The organism is Stappia sp. MMSF_3263, assembly GCF_030733745.1.
In the GTDB taxonomy this organism is placed as follows: Bacteria; Pseudomonadota; Alphaproteobacteria; order Rhizobiales; family Stappiaceae; genus Stappia.
On record NZ_JASHIK010000009.1, the window covers coordinates 1 to 26,408 of the forward strand.

Sequence of the window (26,408 nt, forward strand, 5' to 3'; positions counted from 1 at the left end):
GGACCGGAAAAGCGGATGCTGTCGGGGCGGCCCTGCCGGGCAGCCTTCTGCTAGCGGCTTCCCCGGTCGATGGATGCGGAGATCGGCACCAGTTGCAGGCCGCGTTCTTCCAGGTCGCGTGACCATTTCGCAAGCTCGTCGATGGTCACGGGCAGGGCGCTGGCAACGCCCACGGCGATGCCCTGCGCCCGGGCGGTGCCTTCCAGCTGCAGCAGCCGGGCGGTGATCTCCTTTGGCCGGGGCACGTCGTCTATGACGAGGTCGGCATGGGAGAAGGGGGTGCGCATGCCGCTTGCGGTGGCGGTCGCCTTGCTGCGCGAGGAAGAACCGTCATCGACATACATCAGCCCGCGTTTGGTGATCTCGCCAAGCAGCATCTCCAGCGAGGATTCGGCCGAGGTGAAGCGCGCGCCCATGTAGTTCATCACCCCGACATAGTTGCTCATCCGGCTGAGCAGCCAGGCAAGCCGGTCGCGCAATTCGCCGGTCGAGTTGCTGACCAGCAGCGTATGCGGGCCCGGATCGTTGTCGGGATAGTCGAACGGCTCCATCGGCAGTTGCAGCAGCAACTCGTGCCCGTCGCGCCGCGCCTGCTGCATCCAGCGGTCGATGCTGGCGCCATAGGGCGCAAAGGCAAGCGTGATGTCGGGCGGCAGCCGGTCGATTGCGGCCTGCGTGCCCGTCTGGGAAAGGCCCAGCCCGCCAACGATGATCGCGATCTTGGGAACAGAGGAGAACGACTGGCTTGCCGGCCTTGCATAGACGTCGAGCGGCCGCAGGCCGCCGTCCGAGACGACGGGCATCGCTCCGTGCGGCCCGGCCTCGATGACGCGCGCATCCGGCCGCACCGACAGGGATGCGGTCGACACCATCGCGGCCTCGCTCGGATGCGGTCCGGAATTCTGTTCGCCCACGGGTTTGGGTTCGAAGCGCGGGCCGAGCGTTTCGGCACGCTGGCCGGCCCCCTTGCCGGCCTCCTGTCCCTGATCGGGCAGAGAGGGCCGAATCTCGACGACGCCGAAGTCGCGGGCGGAGAGGCCGTCGAGAGAGCGTTCGAGCGGGACCGACGCGGTCGGTTCGCCGCCGAGCGGATCGTTGACGACACCGACCCAGACCAGCGCCGTGGTCAGGAGCACGGTTATGACGCCGGCGCCGATCAGGCCGAGAGGGAGGTTGAGATATTTTTTCTTGCCGAGCCCCAGCGGGGCCGACAGGTCATTCCCCGCCATGATGCCTCATCTTGGTTGTGACGGGCGGATGCGGCGGTCCCTCCCTTGGGCCGCCGCATCCGGTCAGTTTCGCGGGATCAGTTCGGGATACCGGCCTTCTGGTCGCCAACCGGCGGGAAGGCGCTGTTCACCTGGACGCCGTTGAGCAGGTCGAGCGCCAGCTTGAGCTGGGCGTCGTCCTTGGGATCCGGCGGCACGTAGGCCTGGCTGCCGGAGCTTTCCTCGCCGTCGCCTTCGCCCTGCAGGTGGCCGCGCAGGCCCGCCTCGCCCTTGGTCTCGGCATTGCCCTTGAGCTCATCGGGAAGCTCCTGGAGCACCTCGATGTCCGGGGTGATGCCCTTTGCCTGGATGGAGACGCCGGATGGCGTGTAATAGCGTGCCGTGGTCAGGCGGATGGCGCCGTTGGCGCCCAGCGGCACGATGGTCTGCACCGACCCCTTGCCGAAGGAGCGCGTACCCAGCACCGTCGCGCGGCGATGGTCCTGCAGCGCGCCTGCGACGATCTCCGAGGCCGACGCCGAGCCGCCATTGACCAGGACGATGACCGGCAGGCCCTCGGTGAGGTCGCCGGACCGGGCATTGTAGCGCTGCGTCTCGTCGTTGTTGCGACCGCGCGTCGAGACGATCTCGCCCCGCTGCAGGAACGCGTCGGAAACCGCGATCGCCTGGTCGAGCAGGCCGCCGGGATTGTTGCGCAGGTCGAGCACGTAGCCCTTCAGCTTGTCCGGGCCGATCGTCTTTGCCAGCTCGTCGATGCTGTCCTTCAGGCCGTCATAGGTCTGCTCGTTGAACTGGGTGACGCGAACATATCCGACGGAGCCTTCCTCGCGGTGGCGCACGGAACGGATGCGGATGACGTCGCGGGTGATCGTCAGCTTGATCGGCTCGGCGGCGCCCTCGCGGCGGATGGTCAGGTCGATGCCCGTGTTGACCGGTCCGCGCATCTTCTCGACGGCCTCGGAAAGGGTCAGGCCCTGGATCTGCTCGCCGTCGAGATGGGTGATCAGATCGCCGGCCAGCACACCAGCCTTGTAGGCGGGCGTGTCGTCGATCGGCGTCACCACCTTGACGAGACCATCTTCCATGGTGACCTCGATGCCAAGGCCGCCAAACTCGCCGCGGGTCTGAACCTGCATGTCGCGGAAGTGCTTCGGCGAGAGATAGCTCGAATGCGGGTCGAGCGAACTCAGCATGCCGTTGATCGCGGATTCGATCAGCGCCGCATCATCGGGCACCTCGACATAGTCGGACCGGACCCGCTCGAACACGTCGCCAAACAGGTTGAGTTGCCGATAGGTGTCGGAGGCTGCGGCATTGGCCACGCCACTGACGCGCACCGGCATCTGCGAGAGGGCGGTGATGGTCGCGCCGCCAATGAGCGCGCCGACCAGCAACAGGGAAGCTTTCCGAATCATCCGCGAGCCTTTTCTTCTTCGGGCCGAGCCCACCAGGGGGTGGGGTCGATCGAAACGCCGTCTTTCCTAAATTCAACATAGAGCACCGGTTGCGGTGCCGCGAGGTCGAGCGTGGCGGCGCTGGCGACGCGCGTCTCGCCCATGGTTGCGACGGGTTCTCCCGCCAGCACGAACTGTCCCTGCTCCACATTCGTCCTGTCCATGCCGGCCAGGAGAATATGATATCCGTCGCCGGCGTTCAGGATCAAGACCTGCCCGTAGGAGCGGAACGGCCCGGCATAGACGACCCATCCATCGGCCGGGGCCACGACCTGGGCCCCCGTCCGCGCCGCGATCGAGCGTCCCTGCGTGCGGCCGCCGAACCCGTCATCCATGCCGTAGTCGCGCAGCACCGCCCCGGTGACCGGCGTGTTGATCCGCCCCTTCGCCTCGGTGAAGGCGAAGGCCGGCGCCAGCCGGCCCGGGTCGCGGGAGGGATCGGCGGAGGCCGTTCGCGTCTTCCGCTCTTCGGTTGCCCGTCTTGCGGCCTCTGCCGCCTCGCGGGCGCTGGTGATGTCTCTCTCGAGTGTCGCGATCAGGTCCTTCAGCGAGCTTGCGTCCTGGGCGAGCTGTTCGGAGCGCGCCTTTTCCTGCGCCAGTTCCGCCTCGCTCGTTTCGCGCTCGCGCTTTTTCGACGAGACCAGAAGCTCGACCCGGGTGCGTTCTTCCGCCAGCCGGCGGGCATCGGCAACGAGCCGGTCGCGTTCGGCGGCACTGGAAACCTTGAGCTGTCGCAGTGACGCAAGATCGCTTGCCAGCGCCTGGGCCTCGAGGCTCAACTCCGGCATCACCGCATTCAGCAGCAGCGCGCTGCGCACCGCGCCGAGCGCATCCTTCGGCCGCACGGCAAGCGGCGGCGGCGGATGCCGGCCGATGCGCTGCAGGGCCGAGAGCACCTCGGCCAGCACGTCCTGCCGTTCGACAAGGGAAGCGCGCACTGCGTCCTCGTTCTCTCCCAGGCGGCGCAACCGGTCTTCGGTCGCCGCCAGTTGCTCCTCCAGGCGCGTCACCCGCTGCGCCGTGCGCAGGAGATCGGCATTCAGGGCCTGTCGATCACGCTCGATGGCCCGAATCTCCCGGGCCAGTGCCGCCTGCCTGTCGGATGACAGAGACAGGTCGCGGGTCAGCGCCGACAACTCTTCCTCGCGCCGGGCCTTGCGTTCGGCAAGCGGCTGTTGGGTCTCGTCGGTCCCGCTTGCCGCCTCGCCTGTATCCGGTTCTTCGCCCGCCATCTCCTCGCTGGCCATGGCCGTGGCCGGCTGCAGGACATGCGCCGCCGGACCGGCAGCGAGGGCAAGGGAAACCAGCACCAGGGCTGTCCGCATGGTCTCACTAGGCAGTTTGTCGCGCATCCACCACTCCGCCCGCGTCTGTCGCGGCGACCTCGCGCGGCGGATTGTCCTCCGTCATGCGCAAGGCCCGCGGGACGGGCTGAAAATCGAGTGATCAGCTTGCCCCAGGGACGTTAACGAAACGTCAACCCTAACGAATGGTAAACCGTTCAATCCTGCCTTCGTTAACACCCCTAGACGAGAAATAGGGCGGAATACGGGCAGAATTACCCCTCGGCAGTCCGGTTTTCAGCTTCGGTGATAGGGATGCCCCGACAGGATCGTCACCGCGCGGTAGAGTTGCTCGGCTGCGAGCGCGCGCACGATCTGGTGCGGCCAGGTCATCGGGCCGAAGGCCAGCGTCAGGCGCGCCGCCTGCCGCACGGCCTCGCCATGTCCGTCCGGACCACCGATCACGAGCGCCAGATCGCCGGTGCCGGCATCGCGCAGGCCCGCGAGCTGTTCGGCGAATGCCTCGCTGGTCAGCGTCTTTCCGGTTTCGTCGAGCGCAAAAATCGCCGCTCCCGCCGGGATTGCCGCCAGCAGTGCGCGCGCCTCCTCGCTCTTGCGGTCCTCCGCGCGGGCGCCGCGTGATTCGGGTAGTTCGGCAACCGACAGCGGACCCAGCGAAACGGCGCGCCCGGCCTTGGCCACGCGTCCTTCGTAGCGGTCGAACAACTCGCGCTCGGGTCCCGACTTCAGCCGTCCGATACAGGCTATGTGCAGGCGCATCCGGTATCCGTGCCTTGCCGGGGAGGAGCGAAAGAACTCCATCCCCGCCGCCGGGTATGCGGCGGGTCCCTTTCCGGCGTGCTCAGTTGCCGCCTCGGCTCAGCCGGCGTAATGCACCGGCGCGCTCACATCCGCCGACCACAGCTTCTCGATATTGTAGAAGTCGCGGACCTCGGGGCGGAACACGTGAACGATCACGTCGCCTGCATCGATGAGCACCCAGTCGCACTGTGGTGCTCCCTCGATCTTGGCATTGCCATGACCGGCATCCTTGAGGTCGCTCTGCAGGTGATCGGCGATGGCGCCGACATGCCTGTGCGAACGTCCCGATGCGACGATGACCTGGTCGGCCATCGGCGATTTGCCGGTGATGTCGATGGTGACGATGTCCTCGGCCTTGGAATCCGAAAGGGAGGTGAGGACGGTGTCGAGCAGGCTCGCACGCCCATGCGTGCCGCCTGCTGCGGGATGAGGAGCGGCTGCCGCCGTCGCCTCGGGTTCAAAGATCATGCTCAGACGGATAGCCTTTCATCCGGTTCGCCCGGCCGCCCGAAAGGGTTGGTGCCGGTCAGTCCTGCCGACCGCATCGCCGCGACGTCTGCGTCCCGAAGGGCGGGTCTCGTCGTCGGTCGATCCGCGGATCGCGCCGATTGGGCACAGGACCTGCCGGCCGGCGGGTGTTCTGTACCCGGCCTTCTACGCCAGAACTTCGCCTAAAGCGACTCTTCTGACGCTGGGGATAGAGTGGCCCTGCTTGGTGGCGTTTTCAAGACATCCGCGTGCCGGCCTGCCCGGCCCGGATCCGTGTCGAGGAGGACGGGTCCCGGGGACCGTGCAGAAAGGTCCAGGCCGGAGCCCGTTCCCTGGCCACAAGGCCCGCGTCCTGCTCGTCGATCCGCCAGCGGGAAAATGTCTGCGCGGCCGGCGACCAGAGTGCCGAAAGCGTTGCGCCCGGGCGGTCGATCACGGCGACGGGGACGCTCTCCATCAGCCCGCGCCAGTCCTGCCAGCGGTGGAAGCCGGCGAGATTGTCGGCTCCCATGATCCAGACGAACCGCAGCCGCGGCCGCTTCTGTCGCAGCAGGTCCACCGTGCGGGCGCTGTAGCTGGTGCCGAGCCGCGTCTCCAGCGCGGTCACCCGCATGCGCGGATGGCGGGCGAGGGCCGCCACCGCATCGAGGCGCTCGCCCAGCGGGGCGAGCTGCGCGTGATCCTTCAGCGGATTGCCCGGGGTCACCAGCCACCAGAGCTGGTCGAGCCCGAGTCGCGACAGGGCGACGTCCGCGACGAGCCGGTGGCCTGAATGCGGCGGATTGAACGATCCGCCGAACAGGCCGATGACATTGCCGGGTTCCGCATGCGGAATCGCCGTCCGCGGATCGTCGCGCGGATCGGTCGCGGTGGCGCGCATTCAGGGGCGCACCTGACCCGTACCGTGGACGCGGTACTTGAAGCTCGTCAGCTGCTCGACGCCAACCGGTCCGCGCGCATGCATGCGTCCCGTTGCGATGCCGATCTCGCCGCCCATGCCGAACTCGCCGCCATCGGCGAACTGGGTCGAGGCATTATGCGTGAGAATGGCCGAATCCACCTCGGCGAAGAACTTCGCGGCCGCCTCCGGATCGTCGGTAACGATGCCGTCGGTATGATGCGATCCGTAGGTCTCGATATGCCCGATCGCGTCGTCGAGACCGTCGACCACACGCACGGAAAGGATGCTGTCGAGATATTCCGTGCGCCAGTCTTCCTCGCTCGCCGGAACGGCCTCGGGAATGGCCGCGCAGACCTCGGCATCGCCGCGCAGCTCGCAGCCTGCCGCGACCAGCGCCTTGCAGATCGGCGCCAGATGGGTGTCCTTCACCGCCCGGTCGACGAGCAGGGTCTCCATTGCGCCGCAGATGCCGGTGCGCCGCATCTTGGCATTGGCGGCGATGGCAACCGCCATGTCGAGATCGGCCTTCCTGTCGATGACGATGTGGCAGAGGCCTTCCAGATGGGCGAAGACGGGCACCCGCGCCTCGTCCTGCACGCGGGCGACAAGGCTCTTGCCACCGCGCGGCACGATCACGTCGAGCGCACCGCCCAGGCCCTTCAGCATTTCGCCGACGGCCGCCCGGTCGGTCACCGGCACCACCTGGATGGCGTCTTCCGGAAGGCCGGCCTCGGCAAGGCCGGCGGCGAGCGCTGCATGGATTGCGCGGTTGGAGCGGATCGTGTCCGAACCGCCGCGCAGGATCACCGCATTGCCGGCCTTGAGGCACAGCGCACCGGCATCGGCGGTCACGTTCGGGCGGCTCTCGTAGATGACGCCGATGACGCCGAGCGGCGTGCGCACCCGCTCGATCCTGAGGCCGTTGGGCCGCTCCCATGCGGCGATCACGCCGCCGACCGGGTCCTCGAGTGCTGCCACCGCCTCGATGCCGGCGGCGATCGCCTCGATGCGCTCCTCGTTCAAGGTGCCGCGGTCGAGATAGGCGGCGGTCTGGCCGTTCGCCGTCATCGCCGCGATATCCTCGGCATTGGCGGCCAGGATCCCGGCACTGGCCGCACGCACCTTGCCCGCCATCGCGGCAAGCGCGCGGTTCTTGGCGGCCGCGTCGAGCGTCGCCAGCCGGCGCGCGGCCTTGCGTGCCCTCGCGCCCATGTCGAGCATCAGCGCCGCGATGTCACCGCCTCCGGTCGTTGCCCGTTCAAGCATCGTCCCGCACTCCCCTTGCCGTGCCGTCGCGCGCGGCCTGTCCCGTTTCGTCCGTTTGCCCGCTTAGCACGAGATCGTCGCGATGCACCATCTCGGCCCGTCCGGCATAGCCGAGGATCGCCTCGATCTCGCGGCTGTTGCGCCCCATGATCAACTGCGCCTCGGGGTGATCGTAGGCGACGATGCCGCGACCGATGTCGCGCCCGTCCGGCCCGACGATGCGCACCGCATCGCCCCGGCTGAAGGTTCCGTCCACCTGGCGCACGCCTGCCGGCAGCAGGCTGCGACCGGCGATCACCGCCTTGATCGCGCCGGCATCGAGCGCCAGCGCCCCGCGCGGCTCCAGATGGCCGCCGATCCACGCCTTGCGCGCACTGGCCGGGGTGGAGCGGGCCAGGAACCAGGTCGCCCGTCCCCCGCCTTCCAGATAGGCCAGCGGATTGAGCCGCTTGCCGCTGGCGATCGCCATTGTCGTTCCCGCCGAGGTGGCGATCTTTGCGGCATCGATCTTGGTGCGCATGCCGCCGCGCGAAAGTTCCGAGCCGGCGGCACCGGCCATCGCCTCGATCTCGGCCGTGATCGCCGGCACTTGCGGAAGGAACACCGCGTCCGGATTGGTTGCCGGCGGAGCGGTGTAGAGCCCGTCCACATCCGACAGAAGCACCAGGCAATCGGCGCTCGCCATGGTCGCGACGCGCGCCGCCAGGCGGTCGTTGTCGCCATAGCGGATCTCGGAGGTCGCCACCGTGTCGTTCTCGTTGACGATCGGCACGGCGCCGAGCTTCAGCAGCATGTTGAGCGTTTCGCGGGCGTTGAGATAGCGCCGCCGCTCTTCCGTGTCGCCGAGGGTCAGGAGCACCTGGCCGGCGGTCAACTGGCGCGCGCCGAGCGCCTCCGCATAGGCCTGCGCCAGCGCCACCTGGCCGACGGAGGCGGCCGCCTGCGCCTGTTCGAGCTTCAAGGGGCCGCGCGGCAGTTTCAGCACGCCGCGCCCGAGCGCGATGGCGCCCGACGAGACGACGATCAGCTCGCAGCCGGCGCGGGCCAGCAAGGCGAGATCGTCGGCGAGCGCGTCGAGCCAGTCGCGTTTCAGCCGGCCGTCCTCGACCAGAAGGGCCGAGCCGATCTTGACGACGACGCGGCGATAGCCGGTGAGGCGGTTGCCCGCGGGGGATGTGTTTGCGAGGGAGGTTCCCGAGCCGTCCTTACCCGTTACGGCGGCCTCTTTGCTGGTGGACATGTGCGTCTGGGTCCGTGAGCTTCCTGCCCGAAGCGGGCGAGATGACGAAAGGGGCGGCATGGTGCCCGGGTCGCGATCCCGGCAGCACCGTCACGGTCGCCATGGCTCGCTGGGAAGATGCGGCACCATGTTCGCCTCTTCCTCGCGGTCGCCGTCGATCGCCCTCTGGATCATGCGCAGCGTCCGCTCGACATTCTCGCCGCTGGCCGAGGACAGCAGCACCGGCTTCTGGCCGCTGGCCTTTTCCAGTTCGGCCGCGCGCGCTTCACGCGTCTCCGGATCGAGTGCGTCGACCTTGGACAGCGCCACCACTTCGCGCTTCTCGTCCAGCCCGTTGCCATAGGCGGCAAGCTCGCCGCGGATCACCCGGTACGCTTCGCCAGGATCTTCCTGCGTTCCGTCGACCAGATGCAGCAACGTGCGGGTGCGCTCCACATGGCCGAGGAAACGGTCGCCGAGGCCGACGCCGTCATGGGCACCTTCGATAAGGCCGGGAATATCGGCGATGACGAAGCCGCGCCCGTCGATCTCGACAACGCCGAGATTGGGATGCAGCGTTGTGAAGGGATAGTCGGCGATCTTCGGCCGGGCGGCCGAGACGGCGGCGAGAAAGGTCGACTTGCCGGCATTGGGCAGGCCCACGAGCCCGGCATCGGCGATCAACTTCAGCCGCAGCCAGATCCACTTCTCCTCGCCGGGCAGCCCCGGATTGGCATGGCGCGGCGCCTGGTTGGTGGAGGACTTGAAATGGGCGTTGCCGAAACCGCCATTGCCGCCCTTCATCAAGAGCAGGCGCTCGCCGACCGTCGTCATGTCGGCAAGCACCGTGTCGTTGTCGTCCTCCAGGATTTCGGTGCCCACCGGCACGCGCAGCACCACGTCGTCGCCCTTGGCGCCGGTGCGGTTGCGGCCCATGCCGTGCATGCCGGTCTTGGCCTTGAAATGCTGGTGGAAACGGAAGTCGATCAGCGTGTTGAGGCCGTCGACGCATTCGACATAGACGTCGCCGCCGCGCCCGCCGTCGCCACCGTCCGGTCCGCCGAACTCGATGTATTTCTCGCGGCGGAACGAAACCGCGCCGGCACCGCCGTCGCCGGAACGGACATAGATCTTGGCCTGGTCGAGAAACTTCATCTGTCTTGTCTTTCCGTTGGCCGCCGGATCGCCGGTCAGGCCCCTGTCATGCCGATGTAAGGCGGCGAAACGTGTCGCGGTCAAGCAGGCAGCGTCGCGCCGGCCGGGTCTCCCCGCAGGCGGTCGAGGCGCATTCGGCCGCACCGACGTCGCGGAAGCCGAGCTTTGCCAGGACCTTCAGCGAAGCCGCGTTCTCCGTCATGGCGCGGGCTTCGACCTGCGTCACGCCGCGGCTGTCGAACAACCAGCCGAGCGCCGCGGTCGCCGCCTCGCTCATGTAACCCCGGCCCCAGTAGGGCCGGCCAAGCCAATAGCCGATCACCGGCGTCTCGTCCAATCCGCGTAGCGACAACCCGCCGATCAGACCGTTTCGGTCGTCGATGGCAAGGTCCATGCGGCTGTCATCCTGCCCGATCGCCGCGAGCCATGCTTCCGCATCCGCGAGCCGGTAGGGATGCGGCATGCGTTCGAGCATCCGCGCCACCTCGAAATCGTTGGCCAGAAGCAGCAGCCGGTCGATATCCTGTCCTGTCGGCCGCCGCAGCGTCAGCCTCGGGGTCTGAACAGGCGGGGTCATTGCGCCGCCTCCGTTTGCCGACGTTCATCCCGTTCCAGGCGCAGGACGACATTCTCCACCTCGCGACCAAGAGCCTTCGACCGGCGCGTCGTTCGCCCCGTTTCGCGAAAGCCGAGCCGTGCCAGCACCTTGCGCGAGGCGGCGTTGTCGGTAAAGGCGCGCGCCGCGACGGCCGTGCAGCCATGTGCGGCGAACGCCCAGTCGAGTGCGGCGACCGCCGCCTCGCCCGCATAGCCGAAACCCTGGAAGGGCCGGCCGATCCAGTAGCCGAGCGTCGGGCAGTCCGGATGCTCGGCCAGGTCGCCCGGCGCCGTGATGCTGACAAGCCCGATCAGGATGCCGCCAAGCGTCACTGCGAAGGCCGCTTCGCCGCTCACCGGATCCTGGTCCGCCGCCGCCGCGATGAAATCCGCCGTCGCCCCGTCCTCGGGCGGCCAGGGCAGGCTCGTCATCCAGCGCAAGACCTCGAAGTCATGGACGCACAGCGTGTCGATCGCGCCTGCGTCCGCCTGTTGAAGCGGACGCAGGACAAGTCGCCGCGTTGCGATGCGTTCGTTCAGGCGCTGACGAGACATGACATCTGCCCCCAGCGCTTGAGGGCGCACCAGGTGCTGCGGTCGAGCGCGAAGCGGTCGACGGAAACCGGTCCGCCGGCGCCGCGCGAGACGATCATTCCCTGGTCGACGAACTGGAAGCCGCACTTCACCATGACCCGCCGCGAGGCCGGATTGGTGACACGGGCTGCGCCCGTCAGCCGCTCGATCCGTGTCGTCGAGAAGACATGGTCGATGGTGGCCTGCGCCGCCTCGGTGGCGTATCCCTGGCCCCAGAACGGCTCGCCGATCCAGTAGCCCAGATGCATCGGCCCGTCCTCGTCGAGCGTGCCGTAGCCGATCTCGCCGATGAAACGCCCGGTGGAGCGCATGCGGATCGCGAACTTGGCCCGGTTCACCTTGCGCGTGGCGGCCGTGGCGATCAGGTTGCGCCCGTCGGCGACGGTGAAGGGATGCGGCATCGAGGCGACCATGGTCGCGATGCGCCGGTTGTTGGCGAGAAAGACGATATCGGTGAGATCGTCCTGGCGCAGGGCGTCGAGCCTGAGCCTTTCGCTATCCTGGGGCCGGGCGGCCGCGCCCGGACTTTCTTCTTCCAGACCATCTTCGAGATCCGCAACCATGGTGTCCTCCGGCGTTGCGACAAAGAAAAGGGGAGATGGCGGCCCATCTCCCCTGATCTGTCGCGATCATGCCGGTTTTCTCAAACCGCCGGGTCGATGGGACGCCGGCGGTTGGAAACCAAACACGTCGGCGTTACTCTGCTGCGTCTACGAGTGGCGTTACGGTAATAAACGTTCGTTTGTTGGCCTTGTTCTCGAAGGTCACCGTGCCCTCGACCATGGCGAAAATCGTGTGATCCTTGCCCATGCCGACGCCCGTGCCCGGATGCCACTTCGTGCCGCGCTGGCGCGCGATAATATTGCCCGGAACGACCGCCTCGCCGCCGAACTTCTTGATGCCCAGACGTCGGCCCGCGGAATCGCGGCCGTTACGGGACGAGCCACCTGCCTTTTTATGTGCCATGACGAAACTCCTCGTCGAAACGTTAGCGTTAGCGTTGAACGGCGGCTTACTTGCCGGCCAGCTCGCTCGCCTGCTGGACCCAGTTGTCGCGGTCGATACGGCCCTTGAAGGAAAGGGCGTCGTCGACGCGGGCGATGTCTTCCGCGGAGAAGGCCGCGACCTGAGCATAGGTCGTGATGCCCAGCGCGTTCAGCTTCTTCTCCAGCACGGGGCCGACGCCGGAGATCTTCTTCAGATCGTCGGCCGGACCTTCCGGAGCGGTGAACAGCACCGGCAGCTCGCTCTCGGCGCCAGCTTCCTCAGCCTTCGGCGTCGCAGCCTTCTCGGTCTTCGGCGCGGCAGCCTTCTTCTTCGGCGCAGCCTTGGCGCCACCCGTCAGGATATCGGTGATCTTGACGAGGGTGAAGCTCTGGCGGTGGCCGTTGCGACGACGCGAATTCTGCCGGCGGCGCTTCTTGAAAATGATGATCTTGCGATGGCGGCCCTGGTCGACGACCTCGGCCACGACGCTGGCGCCATCGACGACCGGCGAACCGATCGCGGTCGCGGTCTCGCCGCCAACCATCAGCACCTCGTCAAAGGTCACGGTCTCGCCCGGCTCTGCCGTCAGCTTCTCGATCTTGATCAGATCGTCCTGGGCGACGCGGTACTGCTTGCCGCCCGTCTTGATCACTGCGAACATGTCTCGCACGTCCTTCTTTTCGTTTTTGACACGACCCGGACCGGCGTGGTCCGGACGGCTTGCAGCCGTGCCCTGCGGCGTCCCTGGCGAGCCGTGACGGGCCCTGAGGGAACTTTGAAAAACCGGCGGGATCCCTGCGTGAGGGACACCCGGCGGCCTGCCGACATCGAAACCGGACGCGCGCCCTTTCGGGACGGCTGTTGACGGTTGCGGGGATCGGCGGAATGCCTCGGGCAACGGGGAGGGACACTTTCGGTCCCTTTGCGAAGCAGCGCGAATATACGGATCGGGAAGGCAAAGTCAACGCTTGCGCGCGCTGTTCCCGGCGCTTTTGTGCTGCCGCGCGGGACGGCAGGCGGGCAGGTCGCATCCGCCCGTTGAGACAAGGCAGGAGCAAGGCCCGGCAGGCATTGCAAAAACCTCGAGGAAAATCGCAAGCCGCCCCTTGTGCGGCGCGTCGCACTTCGATATGTACCGTCGCACTTTGAGACCACGACATCTCGTCAATGCGGAGAGGTGCCGGAGTGGTTGAACGGGGCGGTCTCGAAAACCGTTGAGCGCGCAAGCGTTCCGAGGGTTCGAATCCCTCTCTCTCCGCCATTTTCCATAAATCGATATTGTCTCCGGTGTGAGTGATCCCACTAGAGCAAAGTTGCTAGATTTTCGAGACACGATAATCCTGCCTACTTTTATAAGCGGGCGTTCTCCGGGCGAAAACGCAAAAACTCTTAATCAGACGCTTTGCGCCCCATGTTAACCTTTAGACACACACAAACGAATGGCGACTATGCGCCCCATTGCGGCCGTTCACGCAGACCGGAAATTTCCCCCAAAGCAGCCGTGTCCGTGTTTGGGCTCAATGTCGTGGGGGGGATGGTTAGCGCCCGGACGGCTTCAGGGTCTGAACGGGCAAAGGCGACGTTGCGTGTGCCAGCCAAGCCGCTATGCGCGAGGTTCCCGAGAGTAATAATGGAGGGCTAGTGCGTCACCGTTGGTCAAGATCGACATGACCCTTGTAGACGGCACCTTCTCGATATCTCATCGGGAGTTCGGCCGCAGGCAGATCGTGCGCCTCGAAGGGTTTCCCGCTGGACCAGGGGAGCGCGTTCAACACCACGCCGAACCCTGCGCTAAAAAGCCCCGCCACGAGCTTCCCAAGGGACTTCTTCCCCGCGATTGCAAGAAAACCGGCCGGCACCTTTAGGATCAAGAATGGGAGGAAAATGAGCGGGGCTACGATGAGGCTCAGCACCAGCGGCATCACCGTTTCTAACAACGGGTCGCCGCCGTATCGCAAGCGGAGCGGTGGGTTCCGTGCGGCCGCAACCGGAATCAGTTCTTCCATGAAGCGAACGTACTCCGCGGATCGATCGACCGCCGCTTCTCCGGGCCAATCGAGCGAGGAGATTTCCCATGACGTGAAAAGCGTCCTTAGACGCGCGCTGTAGACTGGAAAGCCAGTGGTGCCGACCCCACTCGTGACGTGAAGGTGCAGGAATCGAAGCGACGTCCACGGGACGAGGCGGACGGCCCCCCCTCGCATCACCGAGAGGCCCCGGTGCTCGATGACGTAGGCCATCTCGACCTTTTGCGGGGTATCGCGATACCCCGGGATCTTCGCGGTGAAGCGGTAGTTGGGAAGATCGTCCGTCTGCAATCGAGCCCTCCACTACGGTCCGCTAGTCGAAATTCTGCCTATCCCGCGATAGGATTGAATATCTGATTTACACGCAAATTATTCTGCTGGGAATGACCGCTCGCGGCCCCGAAACTACCGTTCACTACATCTTCAATTGGGCTCCTGGATTGGTATGCAGTTTTCATTCACATCGAAATCAGGCAGCTCATTCAATATCGCTTCCCAATGCTCCAGTTCCTTGAAAAGATCGTCTTCAAGATAACCAAGGCGGTTCGAAATTTCTCCTCGGCTCCCCGCCATTTCTTGACTTCGTGCTGTGGCCCTTCGGGCTCTTCCCCGGTCGAAGTCCCGCATGAGCCTGGACGGCTCTTCGCCTTGCGAATCCCGCGGGTTCGAACTGTCTCCCCCAGATCTCCACCGGCCGTCGCATGTAATGGCCCGTGTGCCGCCGCTCACTCTCTGCCAGGAATGGCATTGTTTCCGTTCGGTATTGCCAGCGTCCGCGGCCAAACAGGCATACGCAGTCGAGACAACAAAGGACGGCCACACGGATTTTCAGACATTGAGTTTTTGGGCGTCAGCGATATGTTCGTGAAATGGAAGCTGCGTTGCGAAAACTTCTTTTTATGGCGTCACTGGGACTGTCTGCCATCTTCTGGTTTGCTTGTTATTCGTTCTATTTCAAATGGCTTGACTGTTTTAATGAACTGGGCGTGTGCTTCGACAGCGATGCCGGGGTGGTCTATTCGGAGCAGTCAAAACTGATTTGGCTCCCCTTGGCTGTACTGATGTCTTGTTTCTCGCTCTATCAGCTATGGCGATTGAGACGCTAGTTGACGGTTTGGCAACCGGCCGAACAGTTGCCGCGCCGGGCGTGCCGGGCGTGAAAACCCGCTTCGAAAGTTCTGATTGCCGTGCGACGCCAGGCCATCGGGTCGATTCGCTCATCTTGCGAGGCCATGGCCCGGGTGTGGGTCTCGTTTTCGCCGGCTTCGGCCCGCCGTTTTCCCGGTCTTCGACAGATCGCAATGCGCGCATCCCTTGCGGGGAGGCGAAGACATTGCCCTGCGTTTACATTCCGCTCCGCAGACCCTACCGTGTCCCGCATCAGGATCTTTCAGGAAGTCTGTTCCAGATGATTGCGGTTTCCTCCTTCTTCTCGGTCTCGCCACCACCTCGCGTGCGCTAGGGCGCCTCGGCGCGTTCTGAAACGCGCAGGGTCGACGCCCCGGCGAGAGTTCGAACCGATCCCGGCAGACCCCGCCTGCGCGGCGGGGCGCGATGCCTTGCGCGTTCTCTCGTCCTACCGAATTTCTTTCAATGACGCGATTGTTGCGCGCGCCCGGCCACCAGGCCGCGGCGTCGGCCCGGTCGCGTGGCTGACGAGAAGCCAAAATCCATGTCTAGATTTTCTCCACTTGCTGTACTGACCCTGTCCGCGACGCTCCTCATGCTGGGCGTGGGAATGATCGTGGCGCTCCTGCCGCAACGCGTCTACGCGACGACGGGCACGCTCGAGAGCGTCGGCCTGGTGGCCGCCGTTTTCGCCCTTGCCTATTTGCTGGCGCAGCTTCCCGTGGCAATCCTCTCCGACCGGCTTGGTGCCAGGCCTTTCCTGGTGACCGGGTACCTGCTCTGCGCCCTGTCGGGCGTGGTCTTCGTCACCACCGAAACGGCGGCCGGCATCTATCTCGGCCGCGCCATCCAGGGGCTTGGCGAAGCACCTGTCTGGGCGTTGGGACCGGCCGTTCTCGCGGCCGCCTATCCCGAGGCAAGGGGACGTGCCATCGGCATCTACAACGCGGCGATCCATATCGGACTTGCCGCCGGTCCCCTGCTCGGCCTGCTGGTCGCGCCCGACGGTCAGGGGCGTCAGCCCTTCGTCCTGTTTGCCGTGCTTTGCCTCGTCGCGGGTGCGCTGGTGATGCTCTTTCCAGGAGCGGTTCCGGCTGCGTCGTCAGCGGTCGGCCGCGGCGGAACCGGAGCGCGGCAATTCCTGTCGCTCTTGCGGGCGAAGACCGCCGTGGTCCTTCTCGCCGGCGTGCTGCTCTACGGGGCGGGCTACGGCGTCTTCATCAGCGTGTTGCCGGTATCCCTCGTCCGCACGCACGACTTCGGCACTGTGGGGATCAGCCTTCACTTCGTGCTGTTCTACGCGACCGTGAGCCTCGCACAGGTCGGTGCCGGCCTTCTCTCGGACCGCATCGGAAGGCATGGATTCATGGTCTGGGGGATGGCGCTTGCGGCGGCCGGCATGGCGTCGCTGCCACTGGTGCCGGGGGCTTGGGTCTACTTGCCCCTCGGGCTGGCGGGGATCGGCCTCGGCGTCTTCTGCGTGGTGTCGATGGCCGAGTTGACCGGAAGTGTGCCGGACACGCTGAAGGGGGCGGTATCGGGGAGTTACTATTTCTTCTGGGCGGCAGGTTGCATGCTCGGACCGTTGGCGGTCGGTGCTGCGGCGGCCGGCTCCCCGTTCCTCGGCTTCGTCTTCCTGGCGGGCCTGTTCGCCCTGCAGGCGATCGCCGTGCGGATTGTCGCCGGCTAGCGCATCCGAAAGCGGAAAGGGGCACCCGCCATCCGTTGGCGGGTGCCTTGCCCGGCGTCCGGGCTCCGCAAATCGTGATGGCCCGGCATGCGGCGCCGGGGCGGAAAGTTAAGGGAAATGAAAGGTGCCCCGTCAAAAGTGCCATGCGTCTTTTGTGAGGGTTTTCCGTGCGCTTCTTCGTCTGTCTGTTCACCGAGCATGATCTCTGGCTGGTCACTCTGGCCGCCGCCATCTGCGTGCTGGGCACCTGGATCACCATCCGCCTGTTCCTGAGAACCAAGGCGGCCGAGCGCGAGGCAAAGCCGTTCTGGATCTTCCTCGGCGCGGTGGCCGCCGGCTCGACGGTCTGGTGCACCCATTTCGTCGCCATGCTCGCCTACAGGCCCGGCGTGCCCGTCTCCTACGAGCCGATGCTGACCGGCCTGTCGCTTCTGGTCGCCGTCGTCTTCACCTCGGCAAGCCTTGCGGTCGCGTGCGGCCGGTCACGCTTCTCGGCCGGTGCGGGCGGTGCCCTGTTCGGCCTCGGCGTCGCCGCGATGCACTATACCGGAATGGCCGCCTTCAGCGTCGACGGGGCGATTGTCTGGGACGTCGCCTATGTCGCCGTGTCGGTGCTCCTGTCGCTGCTGCTGGGGGCGGGCGCCTTCGCCGCCGCAACCCGTGCCGGCAGCCCGCAGATGCGGGAAGTCGCGGGTGCCGCCGTCCTGACCGCCTCGATCGTTGCCTTGCATTTCACCGGGATGGCCGCGGTCGGCATCATCCCGGCCGTTCCCGAGCCCGGCATGCCGACCAGCAACGACGCCTATGGCGCGCTGGCGGTGGCGGTGGCCGGCGTCGGCCTGCTGGTGCTGGGCACCGGCCTTGCCAGTCACCTGCTCGACCGGCAGGCGTCACTGCGCTCGAAGGCGCGCGCCAAGCAGATCCTGGAAAGTTCCGTCGACGGCATCGTCATCGAGACGGCCGGCCGGATCGTCGATTGCAACGAGGCCTTCGTGCTGCTTTTCGGGCAGCCACGCGACGGCATCGTCGGCCGCTCCTTCGCCGAACTGGTGCCGAACGGGCCCGCGACCGCCGACCACCTGGTGCGCGCGAGGCTCTTCACCGCCGACGGGCAGGACGTGCCGGTGGAGGTCGCCGCCCGCGACGATCGCGACGACAGGACCGAGCACGGCAACCGCTACTATTCGGTGCGGGACCTGCGCCAGCGCCTCGCGCAGGAAGAGAAGATCACCTATCTCGCCAGCTTCGACAACCTGACGGGCCTGCCCAACCGTTCCTCCTTCCTCGAGCATCTCGACGACCTGATCGCGACCTGCCCGGCCGGCTCCGGGATCGCGCTGTTTGCGATCGACCTCGACCGCTTCAAGGAGGTGAACGACGTTCATGGCCATGCGGCCGGCGATCATGTCCTGCGCGTGCTGGCGGAGAGAATGCGCGTCGCCGTCGGTAAGGACGCCTTCGTCGCCCGGCTCGGCGGCGACGAGTTCGTCGCCTCCGCCCTGGTGAGCGACCGCGAACAGGCCCTCTGCCTCGCCTCGCGGCTGGAGCGCGAACTCTTCGTCACTGTCGTCTACGAGCATGCCGACCTGACCTGCGGCGCCTCGATCGGCATCTCGCTCTATCCCGACGATGCGGCGAGCCCGGCGATGCTGATGAACAATGCAGACCTTGCCATGTATCGCGCCAAGGGCTCCCATTCGGAGGCGGTCTGCTTCTACGAGGAGGAAATGGACAAGCGTGTCCGCGAGCGGCGGGCGATGGCCCTGCAGTTGCGCACGGCGCTTGCCGAGGAGCAGTTCTTCCTGGTGTTTCAGCCGCAGATTTCCATCCATAACAGCGAGATCACCGGCTACGAGGCGCTGCTGCGTTGGCGTCATCCCGAGCGCGGTGTGGTGCCGCCGCTGCAGTTCATTCCGGTGGCCGAGGACACCGGCCTGATCCTGCCGATCGGCGACTGGGTGCTGCGCGCCGCCTGTCACGAGGCGGCCTCCTGGGCGGAGCGGCACAAGATCGCGGTCAACATGTCCGCGCTGCAGCTCGGCAACACCGAACTGCCGGACACGATCCATGAAATCCTGATCGAAAGCGGCCTTTCTCCCAGCCGGCTCGAGATCGAGATCACCGAAACCTCGCTGATTCACGACACCGAGCGCACGCTTCACATTCTGCGGCGCATCAAGGCGCTCGGCGTCTCGATCGCGATGGACGATTTCGGCACCGGCTATTCGTCTCTCTCGACGCTGCGCGCCTTCCCGTTCGACAAGATCAAGCTCGACAAGTCGTTCATGGACGATCTCGACAAGGGGCCGCAGGCCTGTGCCATGATCCGGGCGGTTCTGGCGCTCGGCGACAGCCTGCATATTCCGGTCCTGGCGGAAGGCGTGGAGACGCAGGCGCAGCTGGCATTTCTCGAGCAGGAAGGCTGCTCCGAAGCCCAGGGCTATCTTGTCGGCCGGCCCGCCGAGAGCAGGGTGCCGGTGGTCGCAGGCACCGCGGAGGCGGCTCCGCCCTTGAAGTCGGCCGGATAAGGCGAGGTCGGAACTCAGGCCGGTGCGGCATCCCGCCGCGCCGCCGTCCCGTCCTGGTGCGACAAGGCCTCGTTCACCCGGCGGCGTTCCGTCGCAGTGAACGTTTAAGGCGTTTGTCACTTGATATATGTCAATTCACATGGGGCACGCCCCGGCTAGCGTTCGCCCCCATGAGCGAACCAGACACCCCTGCCGCCTCCCCTGCGATCACCTTGCCGGCCACCGGCCTGGCGCGCCTTGGCGCGCGCGCCGCGCCGCTGGTCTGCCTGCTGCTGCAGCCGCTGCTCGGCCGTATCGTCGGGCAGGTCGCCTCCCGTCACCCGGAGCTGTTCGACCGGCTCGGCGAGCATCGGACCACCGACTACGTCATCGACCCGCTCGATCTCCCTTTCGCGCTGCATCTGCGCCCTGATCCGCGGGCTCTGGTCCTGCGCGCCGTGCCGCGCGACCGCGAGCCCGTGGCCGGCGCCACGATCCGTGGCCGTTTCCTGCTGTTGCTGCAACTCGTCGACGCGCAGGAGGATGGCGATGCCGTCTTCTTCTCGCGCGACCTGACGGTCACCGGCAACACCGAGGCCGTGGTACGCCTGCGCAATGCGCTCGACGACATGGACGGTTCGCTCGCCGAGGAAACGGCGGCGATGTTCGGCGCGCCCGGGCGCGCCGTGCTGGCGCAGTTGCGCCGCCGCTACGAGGACCAGGCCGGGGGGACGCTCGCGTGACACAGGCCGAGCTTGTCTGCCCCGCCGGTACGCCGGCCGCCCTGCGCACCGCCGTCGACGCGGGCGCCGACGCCGTCTATTGCGGCTTTCGCAACGCCACCAACGCCCGCAACTTTCCCGGCCTCAACTTCACCCCGGAGGAACTTGCCGAGGCGGTCGCCTACGCCCACCGAGGCGGCGCCAAGGTGCTGCTGGCGCTCAACACCTACCCGCCTGCCGGAAAGACCGCTCTGTGGCGCGAGGCGGCGGAGACCGGCGCGCGGCTCGGCGTCGATGCCTTCATCGTTGCCGACATGGGGGTCGCCGATCACGTTGCCCGCACCCATCCCGGCACACGGCTGCATCTGTCGGTGCAGGCGGCGGCCTCCAGTCCCGAGGCGATCCGCTATTATTGCGAGAGCTTCGGCGTGCGCCGGGTGGTGCTGCCGCGCATCCTGACGATCCCGGAGATCCGGGCGATCCGCAAGGAGATCCCGTGCGAGATCGAGACCTTCGTCTTCGGCAATCACGGGCTGATGGTGGAGGGGCGCTGCAGCCTGACCAATTATGTCACGGGCCAGTCGACGAACATGGACGGGGTCTGTTCGCCCGCCTCCGACGTCGAGTATGTCCGCTCTGCCGACGGATCCATGTCGAGCTGCCTCGGCGGCGTCACCATCGACCGTTTTGCTCCCGACGAGAAGGCCGGATACCCGACCATCTGCAAGGGGCGCTACCTGGCGCCGCACCGGGCCGAGGGCTACTACGCCTTCGAGGAGCCGGTCAGCCTCAACCTTGCGCGGATGCTGCCCGAACTGGTCGCCGCCGGCGTACATGCTTTCAAGATCGAGGGCCGGCAACGCTCGAAAAGCTATGTGCGATCCGTCGTCTCCGCCTTCCGGCGTGCCGTCGACGACATTCGTGCCGGGGTCGCTCCCGATCTTGCCGATCTGGTCGCCCTGACGGAGGGGCAGAAGGAGACGCAAGGCGCCTTCCGGACGAAGAAATGGCGGTGACCGGCATGCAGGCGGAATTGACGCTCGGACCCATTCCCTTTCACTGGTCACGCGAGGAAAAGCGGGATTTCTACGCCCGCATCGCCGACGAGGCGCCCGTTGCAACCGTCTATCTCGGCGAGGTGATCTGCTCCAAGCGCGCGCCCTTCTTCGAGACCGAGATCCCGGAGACGGCCGAGCGGCTGGAGCGTGGCGGCAAGCGCGTGGTGCTGTCGTCGCTGGCCGAGGTGATGCTGACGCGCGAGCGCAAGGCGACGGCCGATCTCGCCGACATGGACGGCGTCGAGATCGAGATCAACAATGCCGCCGGGTTGCTGGCGCGGGCCGGCCGGCCGCACCGTGTCGGCCCCTTCATGAACGCCTATAACGAGGACGCGATCGCGTGGCTGGCGCGCGGCGGCGCGACCCATGTCTGCCTGCCGGCGGAACTGCCGGGTGAGGCGATCGCGGTCGCCGCACGGGCAGCGGCAGCTCTCGGCGTCGAGGTCGAATACCAGGTCTTCGGCCGTGCGCCGCTCGCCGTCTCGGCCCGTTGCTATCACGCCCGCGCCCATGGCCGGACCAAGGACAATTGCCAGTTCGTGTGCGAGGAAGACGCCGACGGTATGCCGCTGGCGACCCGTGACGGCCGGCCGTTCCTGAGGGTGAACGGCATCCAGACGCTGTCGGAAAGCTATGTCTGCCTGGTGGGTGAGGCCGGTGCGCTGGCAAAGGCCGGTGTCGGACATCTGCGCCTGATGCCGCAGGCGGTGGACATGGTTGGCGTGGCGCGTGCCTTTCGCGACTGCCTCGACGGTCGCAAGGACCCGGCCGAGGCGGAAGCGGAACTCGTCGGCCTGTGTCCGGGCACGCGGTTCAGCAACGGGTTTTATCATGGCGTCGCCGGCTACCGGAAGATCGCGGCGGATGCGGCGGCCATGGCTGACCGGTAAGGGCGGTGCTGTCCGTGCTCAGGCGGACCAGTCGGACCCGTTCAAAAGGGCCAGCCGTTTGCGGCGGGAGGCGCGGATATGCTGGCGCATCGCCGCTTCTGCGGCGACAAAAATCCGGATCGGGCAAGGCGGTCGGCATGCCGCTGCTCCGGAGGCTTCGAAAGGCGGCCTAGCGCTGCGTCGCGGCGACCATCGCCCCGACCCCGACAAAGGCGCCGCCGGTGATCCGGTTGAAGACCCGGCCCCAGCGCTCCAGCCAGGGTGCGAGCCGGCCGGCAGCCCCTGCCAGAACCACCTCATAGGTGAACTCGATGACCCCGTAGGTGCCGGCAAAGACGACGAATTGCAGCCACAGAGACTGGCCCGGCTGCATGAACTGCGGCAGGAAAGTCGCGAAGAAGATCAAGGCCTTGGGGTTGGAGACGGCGACCAGAAGCCCCTGCGTGAAGGCGCGTCGCCGGGAGATCGGCCGGGCCGCGGCCGCAGCATTGTCGACCGCGGCGGCGGAAAAGCCCGGCGCTCGCCACAGCCGGATGCCGAGCCAAACGAGATAGGCCGCGCCCACCCATTTGACCACCGTGAAGAGCAGCTCCGAGGTCTGCATGACGGCGCCCAGACCGGCAAGCGAGGCGCCGATCAAGAGGCTCATGCCGGCCACCGCGCCGAGCGCGGTGAAGACGCTGCGGGCAAGCCCGTACCGTACGCCGTGATCGAGGCAGAGCAGGCCGTTCGGCCCCGGCGTCAGCGACAGGGCGATGGCGGACAGAACAAAGACGAACCACAATTCGGCGCTCATGCTTCCCTCCCGGAAAAGGGTCGGCCGGCATTTTCCCGAACCTGCCCGGCCGGTCGCAACGCTAGCGCGGCCCGGACCGGATAGGAAGCGGATTTCGGAGCGGCCGGACGCGGTCCGGCGAACGGCCCGATCGGGTCTGAATCCTGCCGCGAAGGAGCGGAGTTTGGACAAGTTCGGACAATTCTTGCGCAGGATTTTCGAATAATTGATTCATTTATTTTCGAAATTGCACGCTGCAGGCGGATGACGCGGGGTCGGCCTTCCGGCCTGAAACGGCGACGGCCGCCCGAGCTGTCCCCGGCGGCCGTCGTGCCTGTCCCCGCCAGGTCGACGGGTTCGCGAGCGGCGTCTATTCGGCCGGGGTCTTGTCCGCCGTGGCGGGCGCCGGATGGTCCTCGTCGATGCGCGGCTTCAGCTTGCCGTCGATCGGGATGCGGGCGAACAGCCGCATGACGAAGACGTAGAAGACCGGCACGAAGAAGATCGCCAGCACCGTGCCCGAGATCATGCCGCCCATCACGCCGGTGCCGATGGCGTTCTGGCTGCCGGCGCTGGCGCCCGTGGCGATCGCCAGCGGCGTCACGCCGAGGGTGAAGGCGAGCGAGGTCATCAGGATAGGACGGAAGCGCAGATGCGCCGCCTCGACGGTGGCCTCGAACATGGTCCGTCCTTCCGCCATCAGGTCCTTGGCGAACTCGATGATGAGGATCGCGTTCTTGGCGGAGAGGCCGACGATGGCGATCAGGCCGACGGTGAAATAGACGTCGTTCGGCATGCCGCGCAAGGTCACCGCGATGACCGAACCGATGACGCCGAGCGGCACCACCAGCATCACGGCGAAGGGGATCGACCAGCTTTCATAGAGCGCGGCAAGCAGCAGGAAGACGAACAGGATGCTCAGCCCGATCAGGAAGGGCGCCTGCGAACCCGACTGGATCTCCTGCAGCGACTGGCCGGTCCATTCATAGCCGAAGCCGGCCGGCAGCGAGGCGGCGATCCGCTCCATTTCGGCGATGGCCTCGCCGGAGGAGTAGCCCGGCGCCGCCTGCCCGGAAATGCGGATCGAGGGATAGCCGTTGTAGCCGACGATCTGCGAGGGGCCCTTGACCCAGCTGACCGTGGCGAAGGCCGACAGGGGCACCATGCCGCCATTGGCGTTGCGCACCGTCAGCTTCAGCAGGTCGTCCGTCTGCATGCGGGCGTCCTCGCCGGCCTGGACGGTGACCCGCTGCATGCGGCCGGAATTGGGGAAGTCGTTGACATAGCTCGACCCCAGATGAGCCGAGATGGTGGCGTTGATATCGGCGAAGGCGACGCCGAAGGCATTGGCCTTCTCGCGGTCGATCTCGAGATTGACCTGCGCCGCGTCGGGCAGTCCGTCGATGCGCAGGCCGGCGATGATCGGGCTCTGGCCGGCCGCGCCCATCAGCTGGTCGCGGGCGGCGGCAAGCGCGTCGGTGCCCCGGCCGCCACGATCCTGGAGGCGGAAGGAGAAGCCGTTCGAGGTGCCCAGGCCCTGGATCGCCGGCGGCGACAGGGCGAAGGAGATCGCGTCCTTCAGCCCGAACAGCTGGCCGTTGCCGCGACCGGCGATGGCGGCGGCAGAATCCTGAGGCCCGCGCTCGGACCAGTCCTTCAGCGTGACGAAGGCAAGGCCCGCGTTCTGGCCGGTGCCGGAGAAGGAGAAGCCGAGAATGCCGACAATGCGCGAGACGGCGCTTTCCTTGCCGAAAATCTCCTCGACATGCTGGATCACTTCCAGCGTCCGGTTGGCGCTGGCCTCGGGCGGCGCCTGGATGTTGACCAGGAGGTAGCCCTGGTCCTCGTTCGGAAGGAAGGAGGAGGGCAGGCGGGTGAAGGCCCAGCCAAGGCCGACAAGCAGGGCGAGATAGATGACCATCATCCGCCCCGCCCGGCGCGACAGCCAGCCGACGGTGGAGCTGTAGCCCTTGGTCGTGCGGTTGAAGCCGCGATTGAACCAGCCGAAGAAGCCCTTCTTCTCGTGATGTCCCTGCGGGATCGGCTTCAGCATGCTGGCGCAGAGCGCCGGCGTGAAGGACAGCGCCAGGAAGCCGGAGAACAGGATCGACACGACCATGGTCAGGCTGAACTGCTGGTAGATGATGCCGACGGCGCCGGGAAAGAAGGCCATCGGAATGAACACGGCGGTCAGCACCAGGGTGATGCCGATGATGGCGCCGGAGATCTGCGACATCGCCTTGCGGGTGGCAGCGCGGGGCGACAGGCCTTCCTCGGCCATGATGCGTTCGACATTCTCGACCACGACGATGGCGTCGTCGACGAGGATGCCGATGGCAAGCACCATGGCGAACATGGTCAGCACGTTGATCGAGAAGCCGGCGGCGAGCATCACCGCGCATGTGCCGAGCAGGGCGACGGGCACCACCAGCGTCGGAATGACCGTGTAGCGGAAGCTCTGCAGGAACAGGAACATCACCACGAAGACGAGGCCGACCGCCTCGAGCAGCGTATGGATCACCTTCTCGATCGACGCCTCGACGAAGGGGGAGGTGTCGTAGGGAATCTCGTAGGCGATGCCTTCGGGGAAGAACTGGCCGAGTTCCTCCATCTTGGCGCGCACCGCCGCCGAGGTCGCCATCGCGTTACCGGTGGAGGACAGCTGCACGCCGATGGCCGCGCTCGGCTGGCCGTTCAGGCGGGTGGAGAAATTGTAGCTTTCACCGCCGATCTCGACCCGGGCGACGTCGGACAGCCGCACGGTCGAGCCGTCCGGATTGGCGCGCAGCACGATCGAGCCGAATTCCTCGGCCGAGGTCAGCTGGCCCTTGACCAGAACCGTGGCGGAAATCTGCTGGGTAACCGGATTGGGCTGGGCGCCGATGCGCCCGGCCGCGACCTGGGCATTCTGCGCCTGGATCGCGGCGATCACGTCGCTGGCCGTCAGGTTGAGGCCGAGCATCTTGTCCGGGTCCATCCAGATGCGCATCGAGCGCTGGCTGGCGAACATCTGGGCACTGCCGACGCCGTCGATGCGGCGGATCTCGCCGAGCACGTTGCGGCTCAGGTAGTCGCCGAGACCGATCACGTCGAGGGAGCCGTCGGTGGAGGTGACGGAGACCACCATGAGGAAGCCGGCGCCGGCCTGCTCGATGCGGATGCCCTGCTGGGTGACGGTGCGCGGCAGGCGCGGCTCGACGCGGCGGATCGAGTTCTGCACGTCGACGGCGGCCTGCGAGATCTCGGTGCCGGGGGCGAAGGTCGCGGTGATCGCGATCCGTCCGGAGCTTTCGGAGGTGGATTCGAAATAGATCAGCCCGTCGACGCCGTTGAGCTCCTCCTCGATCGGCCGGGTGACGCTCAGATAGGCGTCCTCGGGCGAGACGCCCGGATAATTGGTCTGCACCGAAATCTGCGGCGGGGCGACGGTCGGGTACTGGGCAACCGGCATGAAGGGGATCGCGATCACGCCGGCAAGCGTGATGAAGATGGCGATGACCCAGGCAAAGACCGGCCGGTCGATGAAAAAGGACGGCATGCGATCACATCCTGCTGGACCGGGAGGGGAGACGGTGCCGTGGCGCCGTCATCCGGTCCTTTGTGTCATGGCGAAAG

Annotated in this window: 23 protein-coding genes and 1 tRNA gene; 6 read left to right on the top strand and 18 right to left on the bottom strand. The window is 66.5% G+C overall.

The window, feature by feature from the left end:
• Positions 1–50: 50 nt before the first annotated feature.
• The 14 genes from RBB46_RS11435 to RBB46_RS11500 form a co-directional block, all read right to left on the bottom strand.
• The gene (locus tag RBB46_RS11435; protein WP_306029115.1) at positions 51–1,229 is read right to left on the bottom strand and encodes a divergent polysaccharide deacetylase family protein; all 1,179 of its coding nucleotides are present in this window, start codon (positions 1,227–1,229) and stop codon (positions 51–53) included.
• Between the two features lie 77 nt (positions 1,230–1,306).
• Positions 1,307–2,644, bottom strand: coding sequence for a S41 family peptidase (locus RBB46_RS11440; protein WP_306029116.1), 1,338 nt, complete (start codon positions 2,642–2,644; stop codon positions 1,307–1,309).
• Positions 2,641–4,035, bottom strand: a complete 1,395-nt coding sequence (locus tag RBB46_RS11445) for a murein hydrolase activator EnvC (protein WP_306029117.1) — start codon at positions 4,033–4,035, stop codon at positions 2,641–2,643. The genes RBB46_RS11440 and RBB46_RS11445 overlap by 4 nt, the downstream gene beginning before the upstream one ends.
• A gap of 228 nt (positions 4,036–4,263) precedes the next feature.
• Positions 4,264–4,746 (bottom strand): 23S rRNA (pseudouridine(1915)-N(3))-methyltransferase RlmH, encoded by a 483-nt coding sequence (gene rlmH, locus RBB46_RS11450; RefSeq protein ID WP_306029118.1) that lies wholly within the window; start codon positions 4,744–4,746, stop codon positions 4,264–4,266.
• Between the two features lie 99 nt (positions 4,747–4,845).
• Positions 4,846–5,256 carry a ribosome silencing factor gene (rsfS, locus tag RBB46_RS11455; protein ID WP_306029119.1) on the bottom strand — a complete coding sequence of 137 codons (411 nt, stop codon included), beginning with the start codon at positions 5,254–5,256 and terminating at the stop codon, positions 4,846–4,848.
• A 256-nt stretch (positions 5,257–5,512) separates the two neighbouring features.
• A complete protein-coding gene (locus RBB46_RS11460; protein WP_306029120.1) occupies positions 5,513–6,157 on the bottom strand; it encodes a nicotinate-nucleotide adenylyltransferase in 645 nt (214 codons plus the stop codon).
• Entirely contained in the window at positions 6,158–7,444 is a 1,287-nt protein-coding gene (locus tag RBB46_RS11465; RefSeq protein WP_306029121.1) for a glutamate-5-semialdehyde dehydrogenase, read from the bottom strand.
• Positions 7,437–8,684 carry a glutamate 5-kinase gene (proB, locus tag RBB46_RS11470; protein WP_306029122.1) on the bottom strand — a complete coding sequence of 416 codons (1,248 nt, stop codon included), beginning with the start codon at positions 8,682–8,684 and terminating at the stop codon, positions 7,437–7,439. The genes RBB46_RS11465 and proB overlap by 8 nt, the downstream gene beginning before the upstream one ends.
• Before the next feature lie 90 nt (positions 8,685–8,774).
• Positions 8,775–9,818 carry a GTPase ObgE gene (gene obgE, locus RBB46_RS11475; protein ID WP_306029123.1) on the bottom strand — a complete coding sequence of 348 codons (1,044 nt, stop codon included), beginning with the start codon at positions 9,816–9,818 and terminating at the stop codon, positions 8,775–8,777.
• Positions 9,819–9,864: 46 nt separating this feature from the next.
• Positions 9,865–10,395 carry a GNAT family N-acetyltransferase gene (locus RBB46_RS11480; protein ID WP_306029124.1) on the bottom strand — a complete coding sequence of 177 codons (531 nt, stop codon included), beginning with the start codon at positions 10,393–10,395 and terminating at the stop codon, positions 9,865–9,867.
• The gene (locus RBB46_RS11485) at positions 10,392–10,970 is read right to left on the bottom strand and encodes a GNAT family N-acetyltransferase (protein WP_306029125.1); all 579 of its coding nucleotides are present in this window, start codon (positions 10,968–10,970) and stop codon (positions 10,392–10,394) included. The genes RBB46_RS11480 and RBB46_RS11485 overlap by 4 nt, the downstream gene beginning before the upstream one ends.
• Positions 10,952–11,572: a GNAT family N-acetyltransferase gene (locus tag RBB46_RS11490; protein WP_306029126.1), complete on the bottom strand. Its 621-nt coding sequence runs from the start codon at positions 11,570–11,572 to the stop codon at positions 10,952–10,954. The genes RBB46_RS11485 and RBB46_RS11490 overlap by 19 nt, the downstream gene beginning before the upstream one ends.
• Before the next feature lie 133 nt (positions 11,573–11,705).
• Positions 11,706–11,975 carry a 50S ribosomal protein L27 gene (gene rpmA / locus RBB46_RS11495; protein ID WP_306029127.1) on the bottom strand — a complete coding sequence of 90 codons (270 nt, stop codon included), beginning with the start codon at positions 11,973–11,975 and terminating at the stop codon, positions 11,706–11,708.
• A gap of 46 nt (positions 11,976–12,021) precedes the next feature.
• Positions 12,022–12,657, bottom strand: coding sequence for a 50S ribosomal protein L21 (locus RBB46_RS11500; protein ID WP_306029128.1), 636 nt, complete (start codon positions 12,655–12,657; stop codon positions 12,022–12,024).
• Positions 12,658–13,167: 510 nt separating this feature from the next.
• Here RBB46_RS11500 and RBB46_RS11505 point away from each other — a divergent pair.
• Positions 13,168–13,257, top strand: a tRNA-Ser gene (locus RBB46_RS11505).
• A 385-nt stretch (positions 13,258–13,642) separates the two neighbouring features.
• Here the strand turns inward: RBB46_RS11505 and RBB46_RS11510 are convergent.
• Both RBB46_RS11510 and RBB46_RS11515 read right to left on the bottom strand, forming a co-directional pair.
• Positions 13,643–14,314: a hypothetical protein gene (locus RBB46_RS11510; protein WP_306029129.1), complete on the bottom strand. Its 672-nt coding sequence runs from the start codon at positions 14,312–14,314 to the stop codon at positions 13,643–13,645.
• 132 nt (positions 14,315–14,446) lie between these two features.
• Positions 14,447–14,650 carry a hypothetical protein gene (locus RBB46_RS11515; RefSeq protein ID WP_306029130.1) on the bottom strand — a complete coding sequence of 68 codons (204 nt, stop codon included), beginning with the start codon at positions 14,648–14,650 and terminating at the stop codon, positions 14,447–14,449.
• A gap of 1,045 nt (positions 14,651–15,695) precedes the next feature.
• Here RBB46_RS11515 and RBB46_RS11520 point away from each other — a divergent pair.
• The 5 genes from RBB46_RS11520 to RBB46_RS11540 all read left to right on the top strand — a co-directional run bounded on the left by RBB46_RS11520 (position 15,696) and on the right by RBB46_RS11540 (position 22,018).
• Entirely contained in the window at positions 15,696–16,841 is a 1,146-nt protein-coding gene (locus tag RBB46_RS11520) for an MFS transporter (RefSeq protein ID WP_306029131.1), read from the top strand.
• Between the two features lie 167 nt (positions 16,842–17,008).
• A complete protein-coding gene (locus tag RBB46_RS11525) occupies positions 17,009–19,369 on the top strand; it encodes an EAL domain-containing protein (RefSeq protein WP_306029132.1) in 2,361 nt (786 codons plus the stop codon).
• A gap of 170 nt (positions 19,370–19,539) precedes the next feature.
• Positions 19,540–20,091, top strand: coding sequence for an SCP2 domain-containing protein (locus RBB46_RS11530; protein WP_306029133.1), 552 nt, complete (start codon positions 19,540–19,542; stop codon positions 20,089–20,091).
• Positions 20,088–21,086, top strand: a complete 999-nt coding sequence (locus RBB46_RS11535; RefSeq protein ID WP_306029134.1) for a peptidase U32 family protein — start codon at positions 20,088–20,090, stop codon at positions 21,084–21,086. The genes RBB46_RS11530 and RBB46_RS11535 overlap by 4 nt, the downstream gene beginning before the upstream one ends.
• Entirely contained in the window at positions 21,077–22,018 is a 942-nt protein-coding gene (locus tag RBB46_RS11540) for a U32 family peptidase (protein WP_306029135.1), read from the top strand. Before RBB46_RS11535 ends, RBB46_RS11540 begins: the two co-directional genes overlap by 10 nt.
• A 169-nt stretch (positions 22,019–22,187) precedes the next feature.
• Here RBB46_RS11540 and RBB46_RS11545 read toward each other — a convergent pair whose 3' ends face one another.
• Together RBB46_RS11545 and RBB46_RS11550 are read right to left on the bottom strand one after the other, a co-directional pair.
• The gene (locus RBB46_RS11545; protein WP_306029136.1) at positions 22,188–22,814 is read right to left on the bottom strand and encodes a LysE family translocator; all 627 of its coding nucleotides are present in this window, start codon (positions 22,812–22,814) and stop codon (positions 22,188–22,190) included.
• Between the two features lie 349 nt (positions 22,815–23,163).
• Complete coding sequence (locus tag RBB46_RS11550) at positions 23,164–26,331, bottom strand: efflux RND transporter permease subunit (RefSeq protein WP_306029137.1); 3,168 nt, start codon at positions 26,329–26,331, stop codon at positions 23,164–23,166.
• Positions 26,332–26,408: the final 77 nt, after the last annotated feature.

Coding starts and splice junctions, on each gene's coding strand:
- RBB46_RS11545 (WP_306029136.1), bottom strand. CDS start 22,814: ATGAGCGCCGAATTGTGGTTCGTCTTTGTTCTGTCCGCCATCGCCCTG.
- proB (WP_306029122.1), bottom strand. CDS start 8,684: ATGTCCACCAGCAAAGAGGCCGCCGTAACGGGTAAGGACGGCTCGGGA.
- obgE (WP_306029123.1), bottom strand. CDS start 9,818: ATGAAGTTTCTCGACCAGGCCAAGATCTATGTCCGTTCCGGCGACGGC.
- RBB46_RS11500 (WP_306029128.1), bottom strand. CDS start 12,657: ATGTTCGCAGTGATCAAGACGGGCGGCAAGCAGTACCGCGTCGCCCAG.
- RBB46_RS11440 (WP_306029116.1), bottom strand. CDS start 2,644: ATGATTCGGAAAGCTTCCCTGTTGCTGGTCGGCGCGCTCATTGGCGGC.
- RBB46_RS11465 (WP_306029121.1), bottom strand. CDS start 7,444: ATGCTTGAACGGGCAACGACCGGAGGCGGTGACATCGCGGCGCTGATG.
- RBB46_RS11435 (WP_306029115.1), bottom strand. CDS start 1,229: ATGGCGGGGAATGACCTGTCGGCCCCGCTGGGGCTCGGCAAGAAAAAA.
- rpmA (WP_306029127.1), bottom strand. CDS start 11,975: ATGGCACATAAAAAGGCAGGTGGCTCGTCCCGTAACGGCCGCGATTCC.
- RBB46_RS11445 (WP_306029117.1), bottom strand. CDS start 4,035: ATGCGCGACAAACTGCCTAGTGAGACCATGCGGACAGCCCTGGTGCTG.
- RBB46_RS11485 (WP_306029125.1), bottom strand. CDS start 10,970: ATGTCTCGTCAGCGCCTGAACGAACGCATCGCAACGCGGCGACTTGTC.
- rsfS (WP_306029119.1), bottom strand. CDS start 5,256: ATGATCTTTGAACCCGAGGCGACGGCGGCAGCCGCTCCTCATCCCGCA.
- RBB46_RS11520 (WP_306029131.1), top strand. CDS start 15,696: ATGTCTAGATTTTCTCCACTTGCTGTACTGACCCTGTCCGCGACGCTC.
- RBB46_RS11490 (WP_306029126.1), bottom strand. CDS start 11,572: ATGGTTGCGGATCTCGAAGATGGTCTGGAAGAAGAAAGTCCGGGCGCG.
- RBB46_RS11530 (WP_306029133.1), top strand. CDS start 19,540: ATGAGCGAACCAGACACCCCTGCCGCCTCCCCTGCGATCACCTTGCCG.
- rlmH (WP_306029118.1), bottom strand. CDS start 4,746: ATGCGCCTGCACATAGCCTGTATCGGACGGCTGAAGTCGGGACCCGAG.
- RBB46_RS11515 (WP_306029130.1), bottom strand. CDS start 14,650: ATGCGGGACTTCGACCGGGGAAGAGCCCGAAGGGCCACAGCACGAAGT.
- RBB46_RS11540 (WP_306029135.1), top strand. CDS start 21,077: ATGGCGGTGACCGGCATGCAGGCGGAATTGACGCTCGGACCCATTCCC.
- RBB46_RS11550 (WP_306029137.1), bottom strand. CDS start 26,331: ATGCCGTCCTTTTTCATCGACCGGCCGGTCTTTGCCTGGGTCATCGCC.
- RBB46_RS11480 (WP_306029124.1), bottom strand. CDS start 10,395: ATGACCCCGCCTGTTCAGACCCCGAGGCTGACGCTGCGGCGGCCGACA.
- RBB46_RS11460 (WP_306029120.1), bottom strand. CDS start 6,157: ATGCGCGCCACCGCGACCGATCCGCGCGACGATCCGCGGACGGCGATT.